Here is a 17,658-nt window from a genome sequence, read left to right on the forward strand (position 1 = left end):
CTGCCTGGTCAGGCTGGGGCGGACGGGGCCAGGTGGGCGAGCCCGGTCAGGCGGGCCACTCCACGGCGAACGCGCGGGCCGGGTTGGCCCCGAGTATGCGGGCCACCACGTCCCGGCCCGCGGCGCGCTCCAGGCGGGGTCGCACCCGGCGCAGCAGATGGGGCAGGCCGGGGCCGCCGTGCACCGACCGGGCGGCGGCCGTCGTGGTGTCGCCGCCCAGGAGGAGTTGGTCGCCGTGCCCGGCGTCGGCGAGGGCCGCCACCGCGTCCGGCATGCGCCAGTCCGTGGGGTGGTGGGCGCGGGAGGGCCCGTCGAAGGCGAGGTAGGCGCCCGTGGCCGCGGCGTCGCGGTGGACGGTGAGGTCGGGGGAGCGGTTGAGGTGGCCGAGGACCACCTTGGCGGGCGGCACGTCCAGCGCGCCGCACAGTAGGTCCAGTACGTCGAGGGCGCCGGTGCCCAGCTCCAGGTGGACGGCGATCGGCGCGCCCGTCGCGCGGTGGGCCTCGGCCGCCGCCGCCATCGTCCAGCGGGCGTGCGCGTCCAGGCCGTGGAAGCCGCCCGCGACCTTGATCAGTCCGGCGCGTACGCCGCTGTCGCCGATGCCGTGCGTGAGCTCCCGTACGAAGACTTCGGCGAGGCCTCGCGCGCGCAGGTCCGCGAGCACCTCCGGCGGGTAGTGGACGGCCTGGTGCAGTCCCGTGGCCGCGACGACGCGGACGCCCGCCGTGCGGGCCAGCGCGGGCAGTTCGCGCGCGTGGCGGCCCATGCCGTGCGGGGTCCACTGCACGAGGCTCTGCCCGCCCGCCTCCCGGAACGCGTCCAGTTCGGCCGCCGCCGACGCCACCGAGTCCAGCTCCTGGCCCGGCAGTCGCGGGCTGCGCAGGAACAGGTGGTCGTGCGCGTCGCACACGCCCAGGTCGGCCGGGGCGACGTCGCCGAGGACCGTGCGGACGGCGGCGCTCACCACGCCCTGCCCTGAACCAGCCGGTCCCGCTCGGGAGTCGAGCAGTGCAGCACCTGGTAGGCGTCGCCGCGCTCGGGCGGCGCCTCATGCGCCCACAGCGATAGCGTCACCGCCTCCCAGTGCCGGGGGTCCACGGCGACGACCACGCCGACCGCCCCGGCGACGCAGGACAGCACGGCTGCGTCGTCGTGGAGCCCGGCGGCGACGTCCGCGAGTCTGGTGCCCTCCGGTATGGGCCTGCGGTGGCGCACCGCTGCCTTCGGCGTGGCGTCGACGGCGCTCCCGGCCTCGTACGCGAGCGGCATCCAGTGCCGCACCACCGGGCGCCCGAAGTCGTCCGTGAGGCCCTGGAAGCCAGGGCCCCAGAGGAAGGAGTTCATGCCCTCGGCGGTGTTCCAGAGGTAGAACGGCGCGTACTGGTTCACCGGCGAGCCGTCGACACCGCGCTCGCGGACCAGGTAGGCCTTGAAGCCCAGCCCCGGGAAGGCGTCGAGGAGATGGCCCTTGGCCGCCACGCGGTCGCGGATGATCCCCATGTCGTAGTCGGCGGGCAGCGTGATCTCGTACTGAAGAGCGTGCATGGTGGTCGGTTCCTGTCGTCCTGTCGTCCTGTCGTCCTGCCGAAGCTGCCGAAGCTGCCGAAGGGGGGCGCTCGGGCCTCGTCCTGGGTGTCGGCCCTGTGCGGGGCGTGGGCGTCGTGCCCTACGGAGCGGCGTTCGCAGTGGAGTTCGGAGTGGCGTTCGGAGTGGCGGAGTACGTGGCGTCGGTGACGCGTTCGTCCCAGTGCGCGGTCGTGCCGTCGGCGGCGGCCTCGACCACCGCGAGGTGCGTCATGAAGGTGCGCGGCCCGGCGCCGTGCCAGTGCCGTTCGCCGGGCTCGATCCACACGGTGTCGCCCGCGCGGATGGGCTCCACGGGGCCGCCCTCGCGCTGGACGAGCCCCTCGCCTTCGGTGACGTGCAGCACCTGGCCGTGCGGATGGCGGTGCCAGGCGGTGCGGGCGCCCGGGGTGAAGTGGACGCTGAACATCCGCAGCCGGGACGGGGCTTCGGGGCTCGCGATCTCGTCGAGCCAGACCGCGCCGGTGAAGTGCTCGGCGGGTCCGCGGACGCTGTCGGGGCGGGTCCTGGTGATGTGCACGGGGAGGTCCTTGGGGTGGTGGTGGGCGGGCGCGGCCCCGCTGGGGGGTGAGGGCGGCATAGGGCTGGGCGCGGCCCTGGTGAGGGGTGCCGGGCGCGCCTTGTCGGGCCCGGTGGTGGACCGGCGCCCCTGAACCGACGCCTCTGAACAGACGTGTCGGGCGTCAGCGGCCCTCGCGCGGGGCGAGCAGCGCGAGCAGCCCCCGCACGCCCGCCTCGAACGCCTCGGGCGACCCCGTGGCGCGGGCCAGGACATAGCCGCCCTGCACGGTCGCCACGATGGTCGACGCGACCTCGGCCGGGTCGAGCGCGGCGTCGAACTCGCCCCGCTCCACGCCCTCCTGGACAATTCCGGCGAGCCGCTCCCGCAGCCACTGGAGGGTCTCGGTGACCGGCGCGCGCAGCTCCGGGCTGGCGATCACGTCCGGGTCCATGGTCAGCCGCCCGACGGGGCAGCCGCGCAGCACGTCGCGCTCGCGCAGCAGATACGCCGCCACGCGCTCGGGCGCCGGTCCGTCGCCGCCGAGCACCGCCTCCGCCGTGGCGCGCATCTCCTCCGCCGTGCGGCGGATCGCGGCGAGCGCCAGGTCCGGTTTGCCCGCGAAGTGGTGGTACATACTGCCCTGGCCCGCGCCCGCGTGCTGCTGGATCGCCTTGGGGCTCGTGCCCACGTACCCCCGCTCCCACAGCAGTTCGCGGGTGGACTCGATCAGTCGCTCCGGAGTGCTCATGCCCTCACTGTACATACCAGTAGGTACAGAGGTCCAGGCGGGCCGCGGACCGGCCGGGAGCAGCCGCGGACCCGCCGCGTACTCCCGCGGAGGTACGCGCGGTGCCGCTGGCCGTACGACGACTTCGCCCCCTCGCGCGACGAGGCTCGAAGGCATGGAAAGCGCTGGTCCTCCGGCGCCTTCCGAGCAGCCGTACGGAAGCCGTACGGAAGCCGTACGGAAAGGGACGGAGACGGACGGAGATGGACACCATGCACACGCTGGCTTTCGAGGGCGGGCCCGGCCCGTGGATCCTGTTGTTCCCGCTGATCTGGGCGGCCGTCGTGATCGGCGTCGGCACGTTCCTGCGGCGCACCGTGTGGCGCGGGCGGCGGGGGCCGTGGTGGCCGGGCGGCCGCGACGACAGCTCGCCGATCGCCGTGCTCGGCCACCGGTTCGCGCGGGGCGAGATCGACGAGGACGAGTACTGGCGCCGACTGAGCGTCCTCAACGAGGAGTTCGGCCGCACGGGCAAGGGCGGTGCGGCATGAGCACCACGGCCACCACCGCCGCTTCCGGGGTCCGGTACGCGGCGCGGGTCGAGGACGCCGTGAAGGTCTACGGCTCGGCCGCGAGCGCGACCGCCGTGACCGCTCTGGACGGCGTGACCGTCGGTTTCCCCGCCGGGCGCTTCACCGCGATCATGGGCCCGTCCGGCTCGGGCAAGTCCACGCTGATGCACTGCGCCGCGGGCCTCGACACGCTGACGTCGGGCACCGCCCACATCGGCGACACCGACCTCGGCTCCCTGGACGACCGGCGGCTGACGCTGCTGCGCCGGGACCGGGTGGGCTTCGTGTTCCAGGCCTTCAACCTGGTGCCGACGCTGACCGTCGCCGAGAACATCACGCTGCCGACGGACCTCGCGGGGCGGCGCCCCACCCGGGACGACCAGGAGTGGCTGGACGCGCTGATCGACGTCGTCGGCCTGCGCGACCGGCTGCGCCACCGGCCCGCCGAGCTGTCCGGGGGCCAGCAGCAGCGCGTCGCCGTGGCCCGCGCCTTCGCGGGCCGCCCCGACGTCGTGTTCGCCGACGAGCCGACCGGCAACCTCGACTCGCGCTCCGGAGAGGAGGTCCTCGGCCTGCTGGGCCGCGCGGTGCGGCAGATGGACCGCACCGTCGTCATGGTCACCCACGACCCGGTGGCCGCCGCCCACGCCGACGAGGTCGTCTTCCTGGCCGACGGCCGCCTCGTGGACCGCATGCGGGACCCCACGGCGGACCGCGTCCTGGACCGCATGAAGGCCTTCGACACGGGGACGGGACGCCGCTCCGGCGCGGATTCCGGCCTGGACTCCGGCACACAGCCCGGCCAGGGCCCCGGCAGTCGGCCCGGCACCGGCGCCCCCGCCGCGGGCCCGCGTCCGGCCCCCGCCGCGGGCAGCGGGCGGCTCGACGAGCCGCACTGGGTCTACGACGGCACCAAGTGGGCGCACGCCCCGGAAGGAGGGGACCCCGCATGAGCACGCTCAACGCGTCGGCGCGCCTCAGCCTGACCTCCCTGCGCGGCCACAAGCGCCGCTTCGCCGGGACGTTCTTCGCCGTGCTGCTCGGCGTCGCCTTCCTGGCGGGCACGCTCGTCATGGGCGACACGCTGCGCGCCAGCTTCGACACCATGTTCGGCAACGCCACGAGCGGCACCGACGCGGTGGTGCGCGGCGCCGACACCATCACCGCGCCCGGCGAGTCCCAGGGCGTCCGGCGGGCCGTCGACACCGACCTGATCGAGCGCGTCGAGAAGGTGCCGGGCGTCGCGGCCGCCGTGCCCAACATCCAGGGCGCGGGCCAGCTCGTCGGCAAGGACGGCGACCCCGTCGGCGGCCAGGGCCCGCCCACGCTCGCGGGCAACTGGATCGCCGACGCCGAGCTGAACCCGTACCGACTCGCCGAAGGGCGCGCCCCGAAGCGGCCCGGCGAGGTCGTCGTCAACCGCGGCGCCGCCGACCAGGGCGACCTGAGGATCGGCGACACCACGACCCTGCGCACCCCCGACCCGGTCAAGGTGACGATCGTGGGCCTCGCGACCTTCGGCGGCGCCGACGGCATGGCGCAGACGACCTTCACCGGCATGACCCGGGCCGACGCGGAGAAGCACCTCATGCCCAGGCCCGGCGAGGCCGCGTCGATCCAGGTGCGGGCGGGCCCCGGCACCAGCCAGCGGGAGCTGGTCGACGCGCTGGCGCCGGTCCTGCCCAAGGGCGTCGAGGCCATCACCGGCCAGGAGTCGGCCGAGGAGAACTCCGACATGGTCTCCGGTCAGTTCCTCACCCTGTTCACGACCTTCCTGCTGGTGTTCTCCGGAGTGGCGCTGCTCGTGGCGACGTTCTCCATCCACAACACGTTCGCGATCGTCGTCGCCCAGCGCACCCGCGAGAACGCCCTGCTGCGCGCGCTCGGCGCCTCGCGGCGCCAGGTCACCGCGGCGACGCTGTGCGAGGCCTCCGCGGTGGCGCTCGCGGCCTCCGCCGCGGGCCTCGCGGGCGGCGTCGGCATCGCGGCCGGACTCCAGGCGCTGTTCCCGGCCATCAGGTTCCCCTTCCCCGAGGGCGACCTGGTGATCAGCGCCACCTCGATGCTGCTGCCGCTCGCGGTCGGCGTCGTGGTCTGCCTGGCCTCCGCGCTGCTGCCCGCCGTCCGCGCGGGCCGCACGGCGCCGCTCGCCGCGCTGCGCGAGACGGCCGTCGACCACTCCGGAGCGTCGCGCACCCGGGCGCTCACCGGCGCGGCCCTCGCGCTCGCCGCCGTGGGCCTCACGCTGTACGGGGTCCTCGCCAGCCCCTCGGTGTGGCTCGCCGGGACCGGTGCCGTGCTCGCCCTCGCCGCGTTCGTGGTCCTCGGTCCGGTCGCCGCGACCCGGGCGGTGCGCGTCATCGGCGTACCCCTCGACCGGCTGCGCGGCGTCACCGGCGCGCTCGCCCGGCGCAACGCGCTGCGCAGCCCCAAGCGGACCGCGGCCACCGCGAGCGCCCTGATGATCGGCGTCGCCGTCGTCGGCCTGTTCACGGTCTTCGGGGCCTCCCTGAAGGCGACCATGGACCAGACGGTGTCCCGCTCCTTCGCCGGGGACGTCGCGGTGAGCACCCCGTCGTTCGGCGCCGGAGGCAGCGGGCTGAGCCCCCGGCTCGCCGCCGCGATCGCCGAGCGCCCGGAGGTGGCGACCGCGGTCGGCCTCGGCAGGGGAGTGGCCGAGGTCGACGGCGACGGGCGGGCGCTGACCGTCACCGACCCGGTCGCCCTCGCGAAGTCCTTCGACCTAGGCCGGGTCGAGGGCTCGCTGCGCGACCTCGGCGACGACGGCATCGCCCTCACCCGCAAGGAGGCCGACAGGCGGCACCTGAAGGTCGGCGACACCACCCGCCTCGCCTTCACCGACGGCACCAGGGACACCTTCACCGTCCGCGCCGTCTACGGGCAGTCGGAACTCGCGGGCGACTACGTCATCACCCGCGGGGCCTGGGCCCCGCACCGCGCCCAGGACTCCGACACCCTGGTCGCGGTCACCTTCAAGGACGGCGTGTCCACCGCCGACGGCAAGGCCGCGGTGGCCGACGTGGCCAAGGCGTACGGCAACCCCGAGGTGCAGACCCGCGACGAGTACGCGCAGTCGTCGGCCGGAGGCATCGACATGATGCTCACCCTGGTCTACGCCCTGCTCGCCCTCGCCGTGCTGATCGCCCTGCTCGGCATCGCCAACACGCTGACCCTCGCCGTGCACGAGCGCACCCGCGAACTCGGCCTGCTGCGCGCCGTCGGCCAGACCCGCGCCCAGCTGCGGGCCATGGTCCGCTGGGAGTCCGTCCTGGTGGCGGCGTTCGGCACCGCGGGCGGCCTCGCCCTCGGCGGCTTCCTCGGCTGGGTCCTCGTCAAGGCCTCCGACGGGGCGTCGGACACCGCCTTCGCGTTCGCCCTGCCGCCCGCGCAGATGTCCGTGGTCGCCCTGGTGGGCCTGGCCGCGGGCGCCCTCGCGGGCCTGCGCCCGGCCCGGCGCGCCGCCCGCCTGGACGTGCTGCGCGCCATCGCCGCCGAGTAGCGGGGCGCCAGCGGCAGGCGGACGGCACCGCGTGGGGCGCGCCCCACGGTCACCGCCCGGTCAGCCAGGAACGGCCGACCGGGCGGGAGCGTGGGCGCCGACGGCGGGGCCGGTGCCGACGAACGCGGCGCGGGCCGCCGAGCCGTAACTCGGGTACGGCGCGAGCGCCGCGGGGGACGTCGGCGCGCAGAGGGTGAACCAGACGACCTTGCCGCCGTCGGCGCCGGGCCGCACCCCCCAGCTCTCGCTGACCGCCTGGATCAGCGCGAGCCCCCGCCCGCAGGTCTCCAGGGGGTCCACCGTCCGCACCTGCGGCAGACGGGGATCGCGGTCGTGGACGGAGACGGTGAGCCGGTCGAGCAGCAGCTCGATGTCCACGGTGCACACCTTGTCCGGCTCCGCGTGGCGGTGGACGTTGGTCAGGAGTTCGGTCACGCCGAGCGCGGCCTGGTCTATCAAGGTGTCGAGATGCCAGTAGCGCAGCTGCGCCGATACGATTCTGCGGACTTGCCCGATCCGCGACGGCAGGGCCTGGAGCTCTACCGTGCAATGCCTGCTTGGCTGGCTGATCACGGTGCGACTCCCCGAAGTGAGGTCCGGAAGAAGACGGCGTTCGGATCCAGCAGGGGGCCACACGCTCCGTGCCGCCTGCTGTGGGTCCGGCGGGCTGGTTCGCAGCGTCATCGCCGGTAGACCCAGAGTGATGTGCCACCAGCGTGACCCAGGGGGTGCGCGTGTGCAACTCGCGCCCGCCCGGGCCCCGTCAGGCCCGCTGCCGCGCACCCGCGCTGCGGATCGCTTCGAGGAACGCGCGGACCGAGGGCGGGCCGCTCTCTCCGGGCACCGGATCGCGGTCGCCCAGCCGGAGCAGATAGCGGGTGCCGTTGACCTCGGCCAGGGCGCGGTCGTGCGGGGCGAACCAGGGGTGGGCCGCGCGCACCGCCGTGACGGGGGCGCTGTCGATCTCCGTCCCGTAGCTCGTGAGCAGTTCCAGTCTGCCGTCGTTGATCCGGATCTGATCGGCGCGGGTCAGCGAGCGCAGCCGCTTCCCGATCCGCACGCCCGTGGCCGTGAACTCCGGCTCTGCCATGAGGCTCCGCCCTCTCGCCGACGCTGTTCGCCCGCCCTCGCGGGCCGCTCCTTGTGCGCGCACCCCGGTGGGCCGCTCCTTCGGGACTACCCCTGCCCGTGCCGTGCAGTGTGCACGCGCCGGGCCGACCGCACTAGGCCGCATGGTCATGTCGCACATGCCACTTCCGCGCGAGGGATACGTCAGGGACACGACACCTCCGGACGGACCGGGGAAGAAGTCGCTTTGAGGTGCCAAAAGGAGTGTTTATGCAGATGAGAGCCGTGTTGTAGGTGTTTATCATCGAGGGGTCCGGCCGGATCCCACCGCGTCCGGCACGAGCCCTAGGAGCCGCGCGGTGAGCACCGTCCAGCACGACCCGACCCGAGAGCCGACGCCCACGCTCGACGTGGACCGCAGCGACAGAACCTACCGCGCCTGGCTGAAAGAAGCCGTCCGCAAGGTCCAGGCCGACGCCAACCGCTCCGCGGACACGCACCTGCTCCGCTTCCCGCTGCCCGAGCAGTGGGGCATCGACCTGTACCTCAAGGACGAGTCCACGCACCCGACCGGCAGCCTCAAGCACCGGCTCGCCCGCTCCCTGTTCCTGTACGGCCTGTGCAATGGCTGGATCCGTCCGGGCCGCCCGGTGATCGAGGCCTCCAGCGGCTCGACGGCCGTCTCCGAGGCGTACTTCGCGAAGCTCATCGGCGTGCCCTTCATCGCGGTGATGCCGCGCACGACCAGCGCCGAGAAGTGCCGCCTCATCGAATTCCACGGCGGGCAGTGCCACTTCGTGGACGATCCGCGCACCATGTACGACGCGTCGGCCCGGCTCGCCGTCGAGACCGGCGGCCACTACATGGACCAGTTCACCTACGCCGAACGGGCCACCGACTGGCGCGGCAACAACAACATCGCCGAGTCGATGTACCAGCAACTGCGCCTGGAGCGCTATCCCGAGCCCGCGTGGATCGTCGCCACGGCCGGGACGGGCGGCACCTCGGCGACCATCGCCCGCTATGTGCACTACATGCAGCACGACACCCGGATCTGCGTCGCCGACCCGGAGAACTCCTGCTTCTTCGACGGCTGGACGCGCGACGACCCGGACGCCACCAGCGACTGCGGCTCGCGCATCGAGGGCATCGGCAGGCCCCGCATGGAGCCCAGCTTCGTGCCCGGCGCCATCGACCGCATGATGAAGGTCCCGGACGCGGCGAGCGTCGCCGCCGTGCGCGCCCTGGAGCGGGCCATCGGCCGCAAGGCGGGCGGCTCGACCGGCACGGGCCTGTGGAGCGCCCTGAAGATCGTCGCGGAGATGGTGGCCGAGGGCCGCACCGGCAGCGTCGTCACCCTCATCTGCGACCCCGGCGACCGCTACCTGGACAAGTACTACTCGGACGCGTGGCTGGCCGACCAGGGCCTGGACATCCGGCCGTACGCGGCGGCCATAGAGACGCTCCTGACCACGGGCCGCTGGCCCGGCGCCCCCGCGGCCCCCGGGACCCCCGCGGCCTGAGCCGGTCCCGCGGCGCCGCGCCGCCCACCGCGCGTCAGGGCTCCCCGCCGCCCGCCAGACGCGCCTCCAGGCGTCCCACCGCCTCCTGGAAGGAGCGCTCGAAGCCCCGGCGGCCGAACCTCACCACCAGGTACGGCAGCCCCCGGGCCCGGGCGGCGAAGGTCCACCGGACGCGGGTGCCGGTGGCCGTCGGTGTCAGGTGCCACTCCTCGACCAGACCCCGCAGGCCCGGCACGTTCGAGGCGTCGACGCGGTAGGCGTACCGCTCGGGCGCGTCGGCCGCGAGGACCGTCTCCTGGAAGCGGACGCCGCCCTGGAGCCGGATCTCGCGGCCCTCGCCGTCCCGCGTGGACCGGGCCCGGGTCACCGCCGTGAACCAGGCGGGCCACTGCTCCACGTCCACGGCCAGGGCGCGGTGGACGGCCTCGGGCGGCACGGCCACCTCCCGGGCGAAGACGTGCCGCAGCGGGGCGGCGGTGAGGAAGTCGAGGCCCTCGGGCCTCAGTCGGCGTCGCATCGTACGCAGCCCCCTGCGGACGCGGGTACGGGACCGGGCACGGCCACCATAGCCGCGCCGCCCCCGGAAGTCCGCCGTCAGGCGCCGCCGGACGGGGCGGCCGGAGGCTCCCCGGGGCGCTCGGAGGGGCGCCCGGCCGTGTGCTCGGCGTGCTCGGCGTGCTCGGCGGGGTCCTCGGCGAGGCCCTGGACGGGCCGCTCGGACTCGCCCGCCACCACCAGGCGGCGCAGGTGCTCGGAGATCTCCGCGCGCGCCTCACCGGACAGCCCGGCGTCGGTCACGAGCGTGTCCACCTCGGCGAGCGCGGCGAACGAACTCAGGCCCACCGTGCCCCACTTGGTGTGGTCCGCGACCACCACCACGCGCCGCGCGGAGCGCACCAGGCGCCGGTTGGTCTCCGCCTCCGCCAGGTTCGGCGTGGACAGGCCCGCCTCCGGCGCTATGCCGTGCACCCCGATGAACAGCACGTCGAAGTGGAGCGCCGCGATCGCCTGGTCGGCCACCGGCCCCACCAGCGAGTCCGACGGCGTGCGCACCCCGCCCGTGAGGACCACCATCGCCGCGCCCTGCCGCGGCCCCGAGCCGCGCTGCGCGGAGTGGAAGACGTCCGCGACCCGCACCGAGTTGGTCACCACCGTCAGGTCCGGGACGTCGACCAGGTGGTGGGCGAGCGCGTACGTCGTCGTGCCGCCGGACAGGGCGATCGCCGTACCCGGCACCACCAGCGCCGCCGCGGCCCGCGCGATGTCCTCCTTGGCGGTCGGCTCCAGGCCCGACTTGGCCTCAAAACCCGGCTCGTGCGTGCTCGCCTCGAACACCGGGACCGCGCCGCCGTGCACCTTCTCCAGGACGCCCTGGCGCGCCAGCGCGTCCAGGTCGCGCCGGACCGTCATGTCCGACACGCCCAGCTTCCTGGTGAGTTCGTTGACCCGGACGCCGCCGCGGCGGCGCACCTCGTCCAGGATCAGGGCGCGACGCTGCTCCGCGAGGAGGTTCTGATTCTCGCTCACGTCAGGTCCGGCCCCTTTCGCCCACGCGCGCCCGGTCGGGCGCCACCCCCGTCACCAGGGTCTCCTCATCCTCGCACGGGCCACCGGAGGATAACGAAGGGGGAAGATTGCGTGACGGGGGGTGCGCTCGGGCACCGGAGCCGAGATCCTTGAACCTTGCGTGACCGCACACGGCTCGGCACAGCGCACGACGGGGGAACGGAACAGTGGAGCGCGCCACAGCGGAACAGGCCACCCAAGCGACCGGCCGGGCGGGACCGGCCCCGCGATCCGAACCGCCGCCGGACCGGGTCGCCCTGGAACTCCTCGTCCACGGCGTAGGCGGCACCACACCGGAGCAGATGCTCGACGACCCGCGCACCGTGCGCGTCTCCGGGGACAAGACCGCCGCCGTCCACCGCCGCGCCGACGACGTCGACGCCGAGACCCGCCCGCGGGACTACCGCGACCGGCCGGTCCCCGAGGCCTACGTCTGGTCCAACCTCACCTCCGGCAACGGCTCGCGCGCCCTGTGGCTGCTGCTCCTGCCGTTCATGGTCGTCAACCTCGCCCACTGGATGCGCCCCAACGCCCACGGCATGCGCCGCACCGTGCGCGCCTACGGCCTGCTGGTGCGCCTCGTCGCCCTCACCCTGACCGTGCTGCTCGTCGCCGCCGCCTGCGAGATCGCCATCGACCTGGTGGCCTGGCAGTGCGCGGGCACCCGCGCCTGCGCCGCCGACCACTCCTGGCTCGGCTTCCTGGCGCCCGGGGCCGACGGGGGCGGCGGCTGGTGGTCGCAGCCCGGCCGCCGCGTCGCGCTCGCCGCGCTGCTGCCCCTCGCCCTCACCGGCCTGCTCTGGTACCTGTCCCACCGCACCTGGAGCGCGTACGAGTCCCAGCAGCCCTTCCCGCACCAGCGGGACCCGGAGGAGGCGAGCCGCAACGCGCTCGGCAGGCCCGGCTTCTGGTACGGGCGCCGGATCGTCGCCCGGCTGCGCGCCGCCCACACCGCCGTGGGCCTGCTCACCGTGGCCGCCGCCGTCGGCGCCTCCGCCGCCCGCCACGACCGCCGCCCCGGGGGCCCCGCGCTGCTCGACGCCCTCGGCTGGACCCTGAACGCCGCGCTCGCCCTCGCGGGCGCCTTCGTGGTGTGGGTGGTGTGCCGCAGGGGCCGCAGCGAGCACCACCTCGACCAGCGGCTCGACCGCGCCCTGGTGCGCTGGCTGCCGCTCGCCGCGCTCGCGCTGCTCGCCCTCGCGATCCTGTACGCCGCCTGGTCGCGCCCCGACTGGACCTCCACGGGCCGCCTGCCCGGCAACACGACCTTCGGCGGCATCGCCCTCGTCCAGGGCGCCCTCGTCCTCGCCCTCGCCGTGGTCGCCGCGCGCATCCACCGCGGGGCGCCCGACACCCGCACCGCGATGCGCGGCCTCGGCGGGCCCGCGGTCGCCATGCTCGCCTGCGCCCTCGGTGGCGTGATGTCCGGCGGCGGCTCCCAGCGCGTCGCCGACTGGCTCGACGGCGCGGGCTCGCCCGGCGCGGGCGGCACCATCGACGGCCCGCCCGCCCTGCTCACCTGGCAGGCCTCCGTCATCCCGCCGCTGCTGCTCGTCGTCGCGGTCCTCGCCGCCTGGCTCGGCGTGCGCACCGCGCGCCGCCTGCGCCGCGAACTGGTCCAGGTGCCGCGCGACTACCCCGGCGAGCGCCCCGACACCGCCCGCACCCGCCGCATCGCCACCACCCGCGCGACCGCCGCCCTCACCGACCGGGCGCCCCTGATCGTCGGCGTCACCGCGGCCACCACCCTGCTGCTCGGCGCCGGAGCGCTCGTCGGCGCCTGGGCGAGCGGCAAGGTGCCGAGCAAGGCCGCCGAGGACGCGCACCCGTTCGTCGCGGGCGCGGCGGGCACCGCGCAGGCCCTCGGCTCCTGGCTGATCGGCTTCGGCTTCCTGCTGTTCGTCACCTGGGGCCGCCGCGCCTACCGCGACGCCTCGGCCCGGCGCACCATCGGCATCCTCTGGGACGTCGGCACGTTCTGGCCGCGCGCCGCTCACCCCTTCGCGCCGCCCTGCTACGCCGAGCGTGCCGTCCCCGACCTGACCTGGCGCATGCACACCTGGACCCGCGCCACCGGCGGCCGCCTCGTCCTGTCCGGCCACTCCCAGGGCAGCGTCCTCGCCGCCGCCGCGGCCTGGCAGCTGCTGCCCTCCGTACGCAAACGCGTCGCGCTGCTCACCTACGGCTCCCCCCTGGAGCGGCTGTACGGGCGCTGGTTCCCGGCGCACTTCGGGCCCGACGCGCTCAGCTCCCTGCACCGCGAGGTCGACTGCTGGCGCAACCTCCACCGCCCCACCGACCCGATCGGCGGCCCCGTCCGGCTGCACGGCGAGTGCGGCCCGCGGGTCGACCGGGCCCCGCTGAAGGACCCGCTCGCCTACGGCCGCACCGCCGAGCACCCGCTGCCCGCGCCCATCCTCGGGCACAGCGACTACCAGGCCGACCCGGCGTTCGCCGAGGAGCGCGCCCGGCTGCTCGCCCGGCTCAGGCCCGCGGCCGCCGCGCCCGTCCCGCCCACGCCGCCCGCCCCGCCCGTCCATCCGCCCGTGCCGGGCGTGACCGCCGTGTCGACCGCGGCCGGGGTGCCCCGCCCGAAGACCCCGGACACCGCGCCCGACGCGGCGGCTACGGCAGCTCCGGAAGGTCCTCCGGATACAGCAGGGTGAGCTCGTCGGTGCTCGGCTCGTCGACCTGCGCGACCCGGCCCGCGTGCCGCTCGACCATTGCCTCGAAGGTCTGGCGCGCCGTGCGGCCGTTGCCGAACGTCGGGCCCTTCGGCAGCGCCGTGAAGTACTTCAGGAGCGCCTCGGCCGTGCCCGGGGCGAGCGTGTACTCGTGCTCGTCGGCCTGCTGCTCGACGATGCGCAGCAGGTCCTCGGGCGCGTAGTCGCCGAAGGTGATGGTGCGGGAGAAGCGGGACGCCACACCGGGGTTGACCGACAGGAAGCGGTTCATCTCCTCCGTGTAGCCCGCGACGATCACCACGACCGCGTCCCGGTGGTCCTCCATGAGCTTCACCAGCGTGTCGATCGCCTCGCGGCCGAAGTCGCGCCCGGAGTCCTCGGGTGACAGGGCGTACGCCTCGTCGATGAACAGGACGCCGCCGCGGGCCTTCTCGAAGGCCTCCTGGGTGCGGATCGCCGTCGAGCCGATGTGCTCGCCCACCAGGTCGACGCGGGACACCTCGACGAGGTGGCCGCGCTCCAGGACGCCCAGCGAGGCCAGGATCTCGCCGTACAGCCGGGCCACGGTCGTCTTGCCGGTGCCGGGGGAGCCGGTGAACACCAGGTGGCGGCGCACGGACGCGGCCTTGAGGCCCGCCTGCTGACGGCGGCGGCCCACCTCGATCATGTCGGTGAGCGCCCGCACCTCCCGCTTGACGCTCTCCAGGCCCACCAGCGCGTCCAGCGCGCCGAGCACGTCCTTGGAGGTCCGCACCGTGCTCGCGGGCGGCTCCTCGGTGGGCCGGGGCCCGGGGACCGAGCCCAGCAGCCCCGCGGTCTGCGTGGCCGTCCGCACGTGCGTCGTCGAAGGCGCCTGCGCCGCCGCTGACAGCGGGGGCGGCGCTGCGGGGTCCGGCGCGGCCGGGCGGACGCCGCCGCTCTCGTCGCTCGTGCAGTCCTCCACGAGCGGGCCGTCCTCGGAGAACTCGTACCCGCCGCGCGCGCACCGCTCCGTGCGGCACTTCCTCAGCGTCGTACGGCAGCCGTCGATGACGTGGAAGCCGTACCCGCCGCTGCCGACGACCTTGCAGCGCGTGAGGCTGCCGCGGCCGCCCGCCGACACGTAGAAGCCCGCCTCGGCCGGTGAGGTGACCGTGCACCGCTCGATCGTCGGGTCGGCGCCCTTGGTGACGATCACGCCGGTCTGCGTGCCGTCCACCGTGCAGTCCGCGAGGACGCCGCCGCTGCCGTGGTCGCGGAACCACGCGCCGGTGGCGGCCTCGCGGATGCGGACGTCGTCCAGCTGGGCCGTGGCGCCGTCGCTCACCGACACCGCCGTGTTGCGCACCTGCGTGAGGTCGCTGTCTATGACGTCGACGCGCGAGCCCCGGTCGAGCACGAACAGCGCGTCCGGCACGTCGTGCACCCGGCAGGACTCCAGGACCGCCGTCGCCCCGTCGCTGACCCACACCGCCGGGTAGTCGCCCGTGCTGTCGTGGATCTCGCACTGGTTGGCGTCCACGCGGGTGCCCGGGTCCCACACCGACAGGCCGTTGCGCCCGAACTCGCGCACGGTGGTGCGCGTCAGCGTAAGGACCGAGCGGGAGCGCAGGTCGACCGCGTTCTCCGGGATGTCGTGGATGCGGCAGTCGGCGAGCGTGAGGACCGCGTCCGTGTCGAGCGTGACGCCGTCCGACGTGGTGCGGTGCACCGCGCAGTCCGTCAGGTGCGCGGTCGCCCGCGCCGTGATCTGCACACCGGAGCCCTTGACCTCGTACACCTCGCAGCCGACGGCCTCCAGGCCGCTGTGCTCCCCGGTCACCGCGAGGCCCGCGCCCGACGCGTGGTGCACCCGGCAGCGCTCCAGGCGCGGGTGCCCGCCGTCGCGCACGGCGACCCCGGACTGGCCCGCCGCGACGACCTCGCACTCCTCGAACACCCCGCCCCCGCCGTCGAGTACGGCGATGCCGATGCCGCCCGGGTTGTCGACCGAGCAGCGGCGCAGCGTCGGCCGGGCGCCGCCGCGCACCTCGATCCCGGCCGCGGACCGCGTCATGACCCGCACGTCCGCCAGCTCCGGCGCGCCGTCCTCGACGAGCAGCGCGGGCGCGGCCGAGTCCTGGCCCTCGATGTGCAGGTCCGTCACGAGCGCGGAGGCCCGCACGGTCAGCGGCACGCCGTCGGGCGGCGCGATGCGGACGGAGCCGGGGGATCCCTCGGGGCCGCGCAGCGTCACCGCGCGCTGGACGACGAGGTTCTCGCGGTACGTCCCCGGGGCCACCGTCAGGACGTCCCCGTCGCCCGCGGCCTCCAGGGCGGCGGTCAGCGATGCGTACTCGCCCGTGCGGCGCCGCCACCGCGACGTACCGGTGTGCGTCACCTGGACCGTGCCCTGTGCCATGGAGTTGCTCTGCCCCACCTCGACGTACGCGGGACCTCGCGCCCGCGCGCAAGGAGGCCGAAGAGTTCGCCCGCTCCACCGTAGCGCGCGCGGCGGGGCCGAGTTGACCCGATGGCCGGGCTCTCACCTGGTCCTGCGTCAGGCGCCCGTGCCGGTCTTGCCCCAGTCCGGGCCCGCCCTGTCCCAGGCCCGGTCCCAGCGGGCGTACCGTCCGCGGACCATGCGCCAGAGCGTCAGGCGCCGGGCGCCCTCGACGAGTCCGGCGCTGGCGAGGGCGGCGCCGAGGCCCGCGAGCGCGGCGTGCGCCGTGGCCGTGGCCGGGTCCAGGGGGCGGCCGACGACGCGGCCGTCCCGGTCGGTCCAGACGCGGAAGCGGTCGCCGGGGCGCGGGGAGGAGAGGTCGGAGACGACCAGGCCCGCGTGGCGCGTGCCGTCGGGGCCGGTCCAGCGGGCGAGCACGCGGCGGTGCGCGGCGCGCGCGGAGGTCTCCGGGTCGGGGTCGAGGCGCGGGCCGGGCGGCTTCTGGAGGACGGTGGCGGTGACGGCGTGGCGGGCCTCGCGCTGTGCCTTCGCGGAGCGCAGCAGCGCGTCGTCGGTGAGGAGGCCGGTGAACACGCCCACGAGGGGCGTGCCGACGGCGATCAGGACGAGGGCCGCGAGCGCCAGCCAGGCCTCGGCGAGGTCGGTGCCGCGGCGCAGTGGATTGCGGCGCCAGCGCCAGAGTCCGGCGATCACTCGCACAGTCCCGCACCCCCTTCGGGGATCTCCCCGGCCTTCCCACCCAGCCTCAACGTCCGTGCCCCACCGACGAGTTCCCCGGCGCCACGGTGTTCATTCGAGGATCTTCAGGCGGGTGCGTCACACGGGGAGCGCGGGTGTGGGCCCCGTGGGCAAGCGCGCGTACGCGGACGCGCCGAAGCCGCCTCGGGGCGTGGCCCGGTGGCGGCTTCGGATGGTGGGCGGGCGGGACCGCGGGGTGGCGGTCAGTAGCCCCGGTACTGGCGGTTGTACGGGTCCTCGGGGTGCGGCGCGGGGGCCGGGCGGGGGGCCGCCGGGCGCATCGCCTCGTACCCGCCGGGGCCCGGCGCTCCCGGGCGCTGCGGCTGCGCTCCCGGATAGCCGCGGGGGCCGCCGGTCTGCTGCGGGATGTGGGGCGCGGGGGCCTGCTGGAGCGGCGCGGGGCCCGGGGCGCCGGGCGCGTACCCGTACGCGGGGTTCGGCTGGGCGGCCATCGTGGGCGCGGCCTGCATCGGGGCCATCTGGCCCATCTGGCCCATCGGGGCCACCGACGTCATCGAGGGCGCGGGCGGCCCCGACGGCCCGGACGGCAGGGCGGGGAGCGCGGAGGGCAGGGCGGGGAGGTGGCTGCCCGTGTCGTACGCGGCCGGGACCCGAATCGGGGCGATCTGCGGAGTGCCCCGCTCGGCGACCAGCGAGTCATAGATCGGAGTGTCCTGGAAGGACGGCGCGGAGTAGTAACCGCCGCCATAGGTGGAGCGGGGGGAGGTCATGCTCCATAAGTTAAGCCCTTG

The 17,658-nt window shown here is 75.2% G+C and carries 15 protein-coding genes and 1 pseudogene; 5 read left to right on the top strand and 11 right to left on the bottom strand.

All coding sequences use genetic code 11. The features are described 5' to 3' along the window. Positions 1-46 precede the first annotated feature (46 nt). From ACOBQU_RS34240 to ACOBQU_RS34255, 4 genes are all read right to left on the bottom strand, one after another. Positions 47-967, bottom strand: a complete 921-nt coding sequence (locus tag ACOBQU_RS34240; protein ID WP_423632650.1) for a phosphotriesterase family protein — start codon at positions 965-967, stop codon at positions 47-49. After that, positions 961-1,545: a DUF4865 family protein gene (locus tag ACOBQU_RS34245; protein WP_423632652.1), complete on the bottom strand. Its 585-nt coding sequence runs from the start codon at positions 1,543-1,545 to the stop codon at positions 961-963. Before ACOBQU_RS34245 ends, ACOBQU_RS34240 begins: the two co-directional genes overlap by 7 nt. A 121-nt stretch (positions 1,546-1,666) precedes the next feature. Beyond that, positions 1,667-2,104, bottom strand: a complete 438-nt coding sequence (locus tag ACOBQU_RS34250) for a (R)-mandelonitrile lyase (protein ID WP_423632654.1) — start codon at positions 2,102-2,104, stop codon at positions 1,667-1,669. A gap of 163 nt (positions 2,105-2,267) precedes the next feature. Next, complete coding sequence (locus ACOBQU_RS34255; RefSeq protein WP_423632656.1) at positions 2,268-2,849, bottom strand: TetR/AcrR family transcriptional regulator; 582 nt, start codon at positions 2,847-2,849, stop codon at positions 2,268-2,270. A 236-nt stretch (positions 2,850-3,085) separates the two neighbouring features. Here ACOBQU_RS34255 and ACOBQU_RS34260 point away from each other — a divergent pair, with 236 nt between their 5' ends. From ACOBQU_RS34260 to ACOBQU_RS34270, 3 genes and pseudogenes are all read left to right on the top strand, one after another. Beyond that, positions 3,086-3,364, top strand: coding sequence for an SHOCT domain-containing protein (locus ACOBQU_RS34260; RefSeq protein ID WP_423632658.1), 279 nt, complete (start codon positions 3,086-3,088; stop codon positions 3,362-3,364). Beyond that, a pseudogene (locus ACOBQU_RS34265) lies at positions 3,361-4,128 on the top strand (ABC transporter ATP-binding protein); the annotation flags it as partial. The gene ACOBQU_RS34260 and the pseudogene ACOBQU_RS34265, both read left to right, overlap by 4 nt. A gap of 206 nt (positions 4,129-4,334) precedes the next feature. Next, positions 4,335-6,905 (top strand): FtsX-like permease family protein, encoded by a 2,571-nt coding sequence (locus ACOBQU_RS34270; protein ID WP_423632660.1) that lies wholly within the window; start codon positions 4,335-4,337, stop codon positions 6,903-6,905. Positions 6,906-6,965: 60 nt separating this feature from the next. Here ACOBQU_RS34270 and ACOBQU_RS34275 read toward each other — a convergent pair whose 3' ends face one another. Both ACOBQU_RS34275 and ACOBQU_RS34280 read right to left on the bottom strand, forming a co-directional pair. Then, entirely contained in the window at positions 6,966-7,478 is a 513-nt protein-coding gene (locus ACOBQU_RS34275) for an ATP-binding protein (protein ID WP_423632662.1), read from the bottom strand. Positions 7,479-7,668: 190 nt separating this feature from the next. Continuing rightward, positions 7,669-7,995 (bottom strand): hypothetical protein, encoded by a 327-nt coding sequence (locus ACOBQU_RS34280; protein WP_423632664.1) that lies wholly within the window; start codon positions 7,993-7,995, stop codon positions 7,669-7,671. 337 nt (positions 7,996-8,332) lie between these two features. Between ACOBQU_RS34280 and ACOBQU_RS34285 the strand changes: the two genes are divergently transcribed. Beyond that, positions 8,333-9,496, top strand: coding sequence for a PLP-dependent cysteine synthase family protein (locus tag ACOBQU_RS34285; RefSeq protein ID WP_423632666.1), 1,164 nt, complete (start codon positions 8,333-8,335; stop codon positions 9,494-9,496). 34 nt (positions 9,497-9,530) lie between these two features. Here ACOBQU_RS34285 and ACOBQU_RS34290 read toward each other — a convergent pair whose 3' ends face one another. Then, on the bottom strand, positions 9,531-10,013 hold the full coding sequence (locus tag ACOBQU_RS34290; protein ID WP_423632668.1) for an SRPBCC family protein: 483 nt from the start codon (positions 10,011-10,013) through the stop codon (positions 9,531-9,533). 77 nt (positions 10,014-10,090) lie between these two features. Further along, positions 10,091-11,023, bottom strand: coding sequence for a DeoR/GlpR family DNA-binding transcription regulator (locus tag ACOBQU_RS34295; protein ID WP_423632670.1), 933 nt, complete (start codon positions 11,021-11,023; stop codon positions 10,091-10,093). Positions 11,024-11,229: 206 nt separating this feature from the next. Between ACOBQU_RS34295 and ACOBQU_RS34300 the strand changes: the two genes are divergently transcribed. Beyond that, the gene (locus tag ACOBQU_RS34300) at positions 11,230-13,728 is read left to right on the top strand and encodes a hypothetical protein (RefSeq protein ID WP_423632672.1); all 2,499 of its coding nucleotides are present in this window, start codon (positions 11,230-11,232) and stop codon (positions 13,726-13,728) included. On the opposite strand, the gene ACOBQU_RS34305 is transcribed toward ACOBQU_RS34300, so the two are convergent. From ACOBQU_RS34305 to ACOBQU_RS34315, 3 genes are all read right to left on the bottom strand, one after another. Beyond that, positions 13,688-16,126 carry a right-handed parallel beta-helix repeat-containing protein gene (locus ACOBQU_RS34305; RefSeq protein ID WP_423632674.1) on the bottom strand — a complete coding sequence of 813 codons (2,439 nt, stop codon included), beginning with the start codon at positions 16,124-16,126 and terminating at the stop codon, positions 13,688-13,690. The genes ACOBQU_RS34300 and ACOBQU_RS34305 overlap by 41 nt on opposite strands. Positions 16,127-16,264: 138 nt before the next feature. After that, complete coding sequence (locus tag ACOBQU_RS34310; protein ID WP_423632676.1) at positions 16,265-16,867, bottom strand: hypothetical protein; 603 nt, start codon at positions 16,865-16,867, stop codon at positions 16,265-16,267. 242 nt (positions 16,868-17,109) lie between these two features. Beyond that, the gene (locus ACOBQU_RS34315; RefSeq protein ID WP_423632678.1) at positions 17,110-17,637 is read right to left on the bottom strand and encodes a DUF6643 family protein; all 528 of its coding nucleotides are present in this window, start codon (positions 17,635-17,637) and stop codon (positions 17,110-17,112) included. Between the last annotated feature and the right edge of the window lie 21 nt (positions 17,638-17,658).

The organism is Streptomyces sp. G45 (assembly GCF_049542095.1).
Lineage (GTDB): Bacteria > Actinomycetota > Actinomycetes > Streptomycetales > Streptomycetaceae > Streptomyces.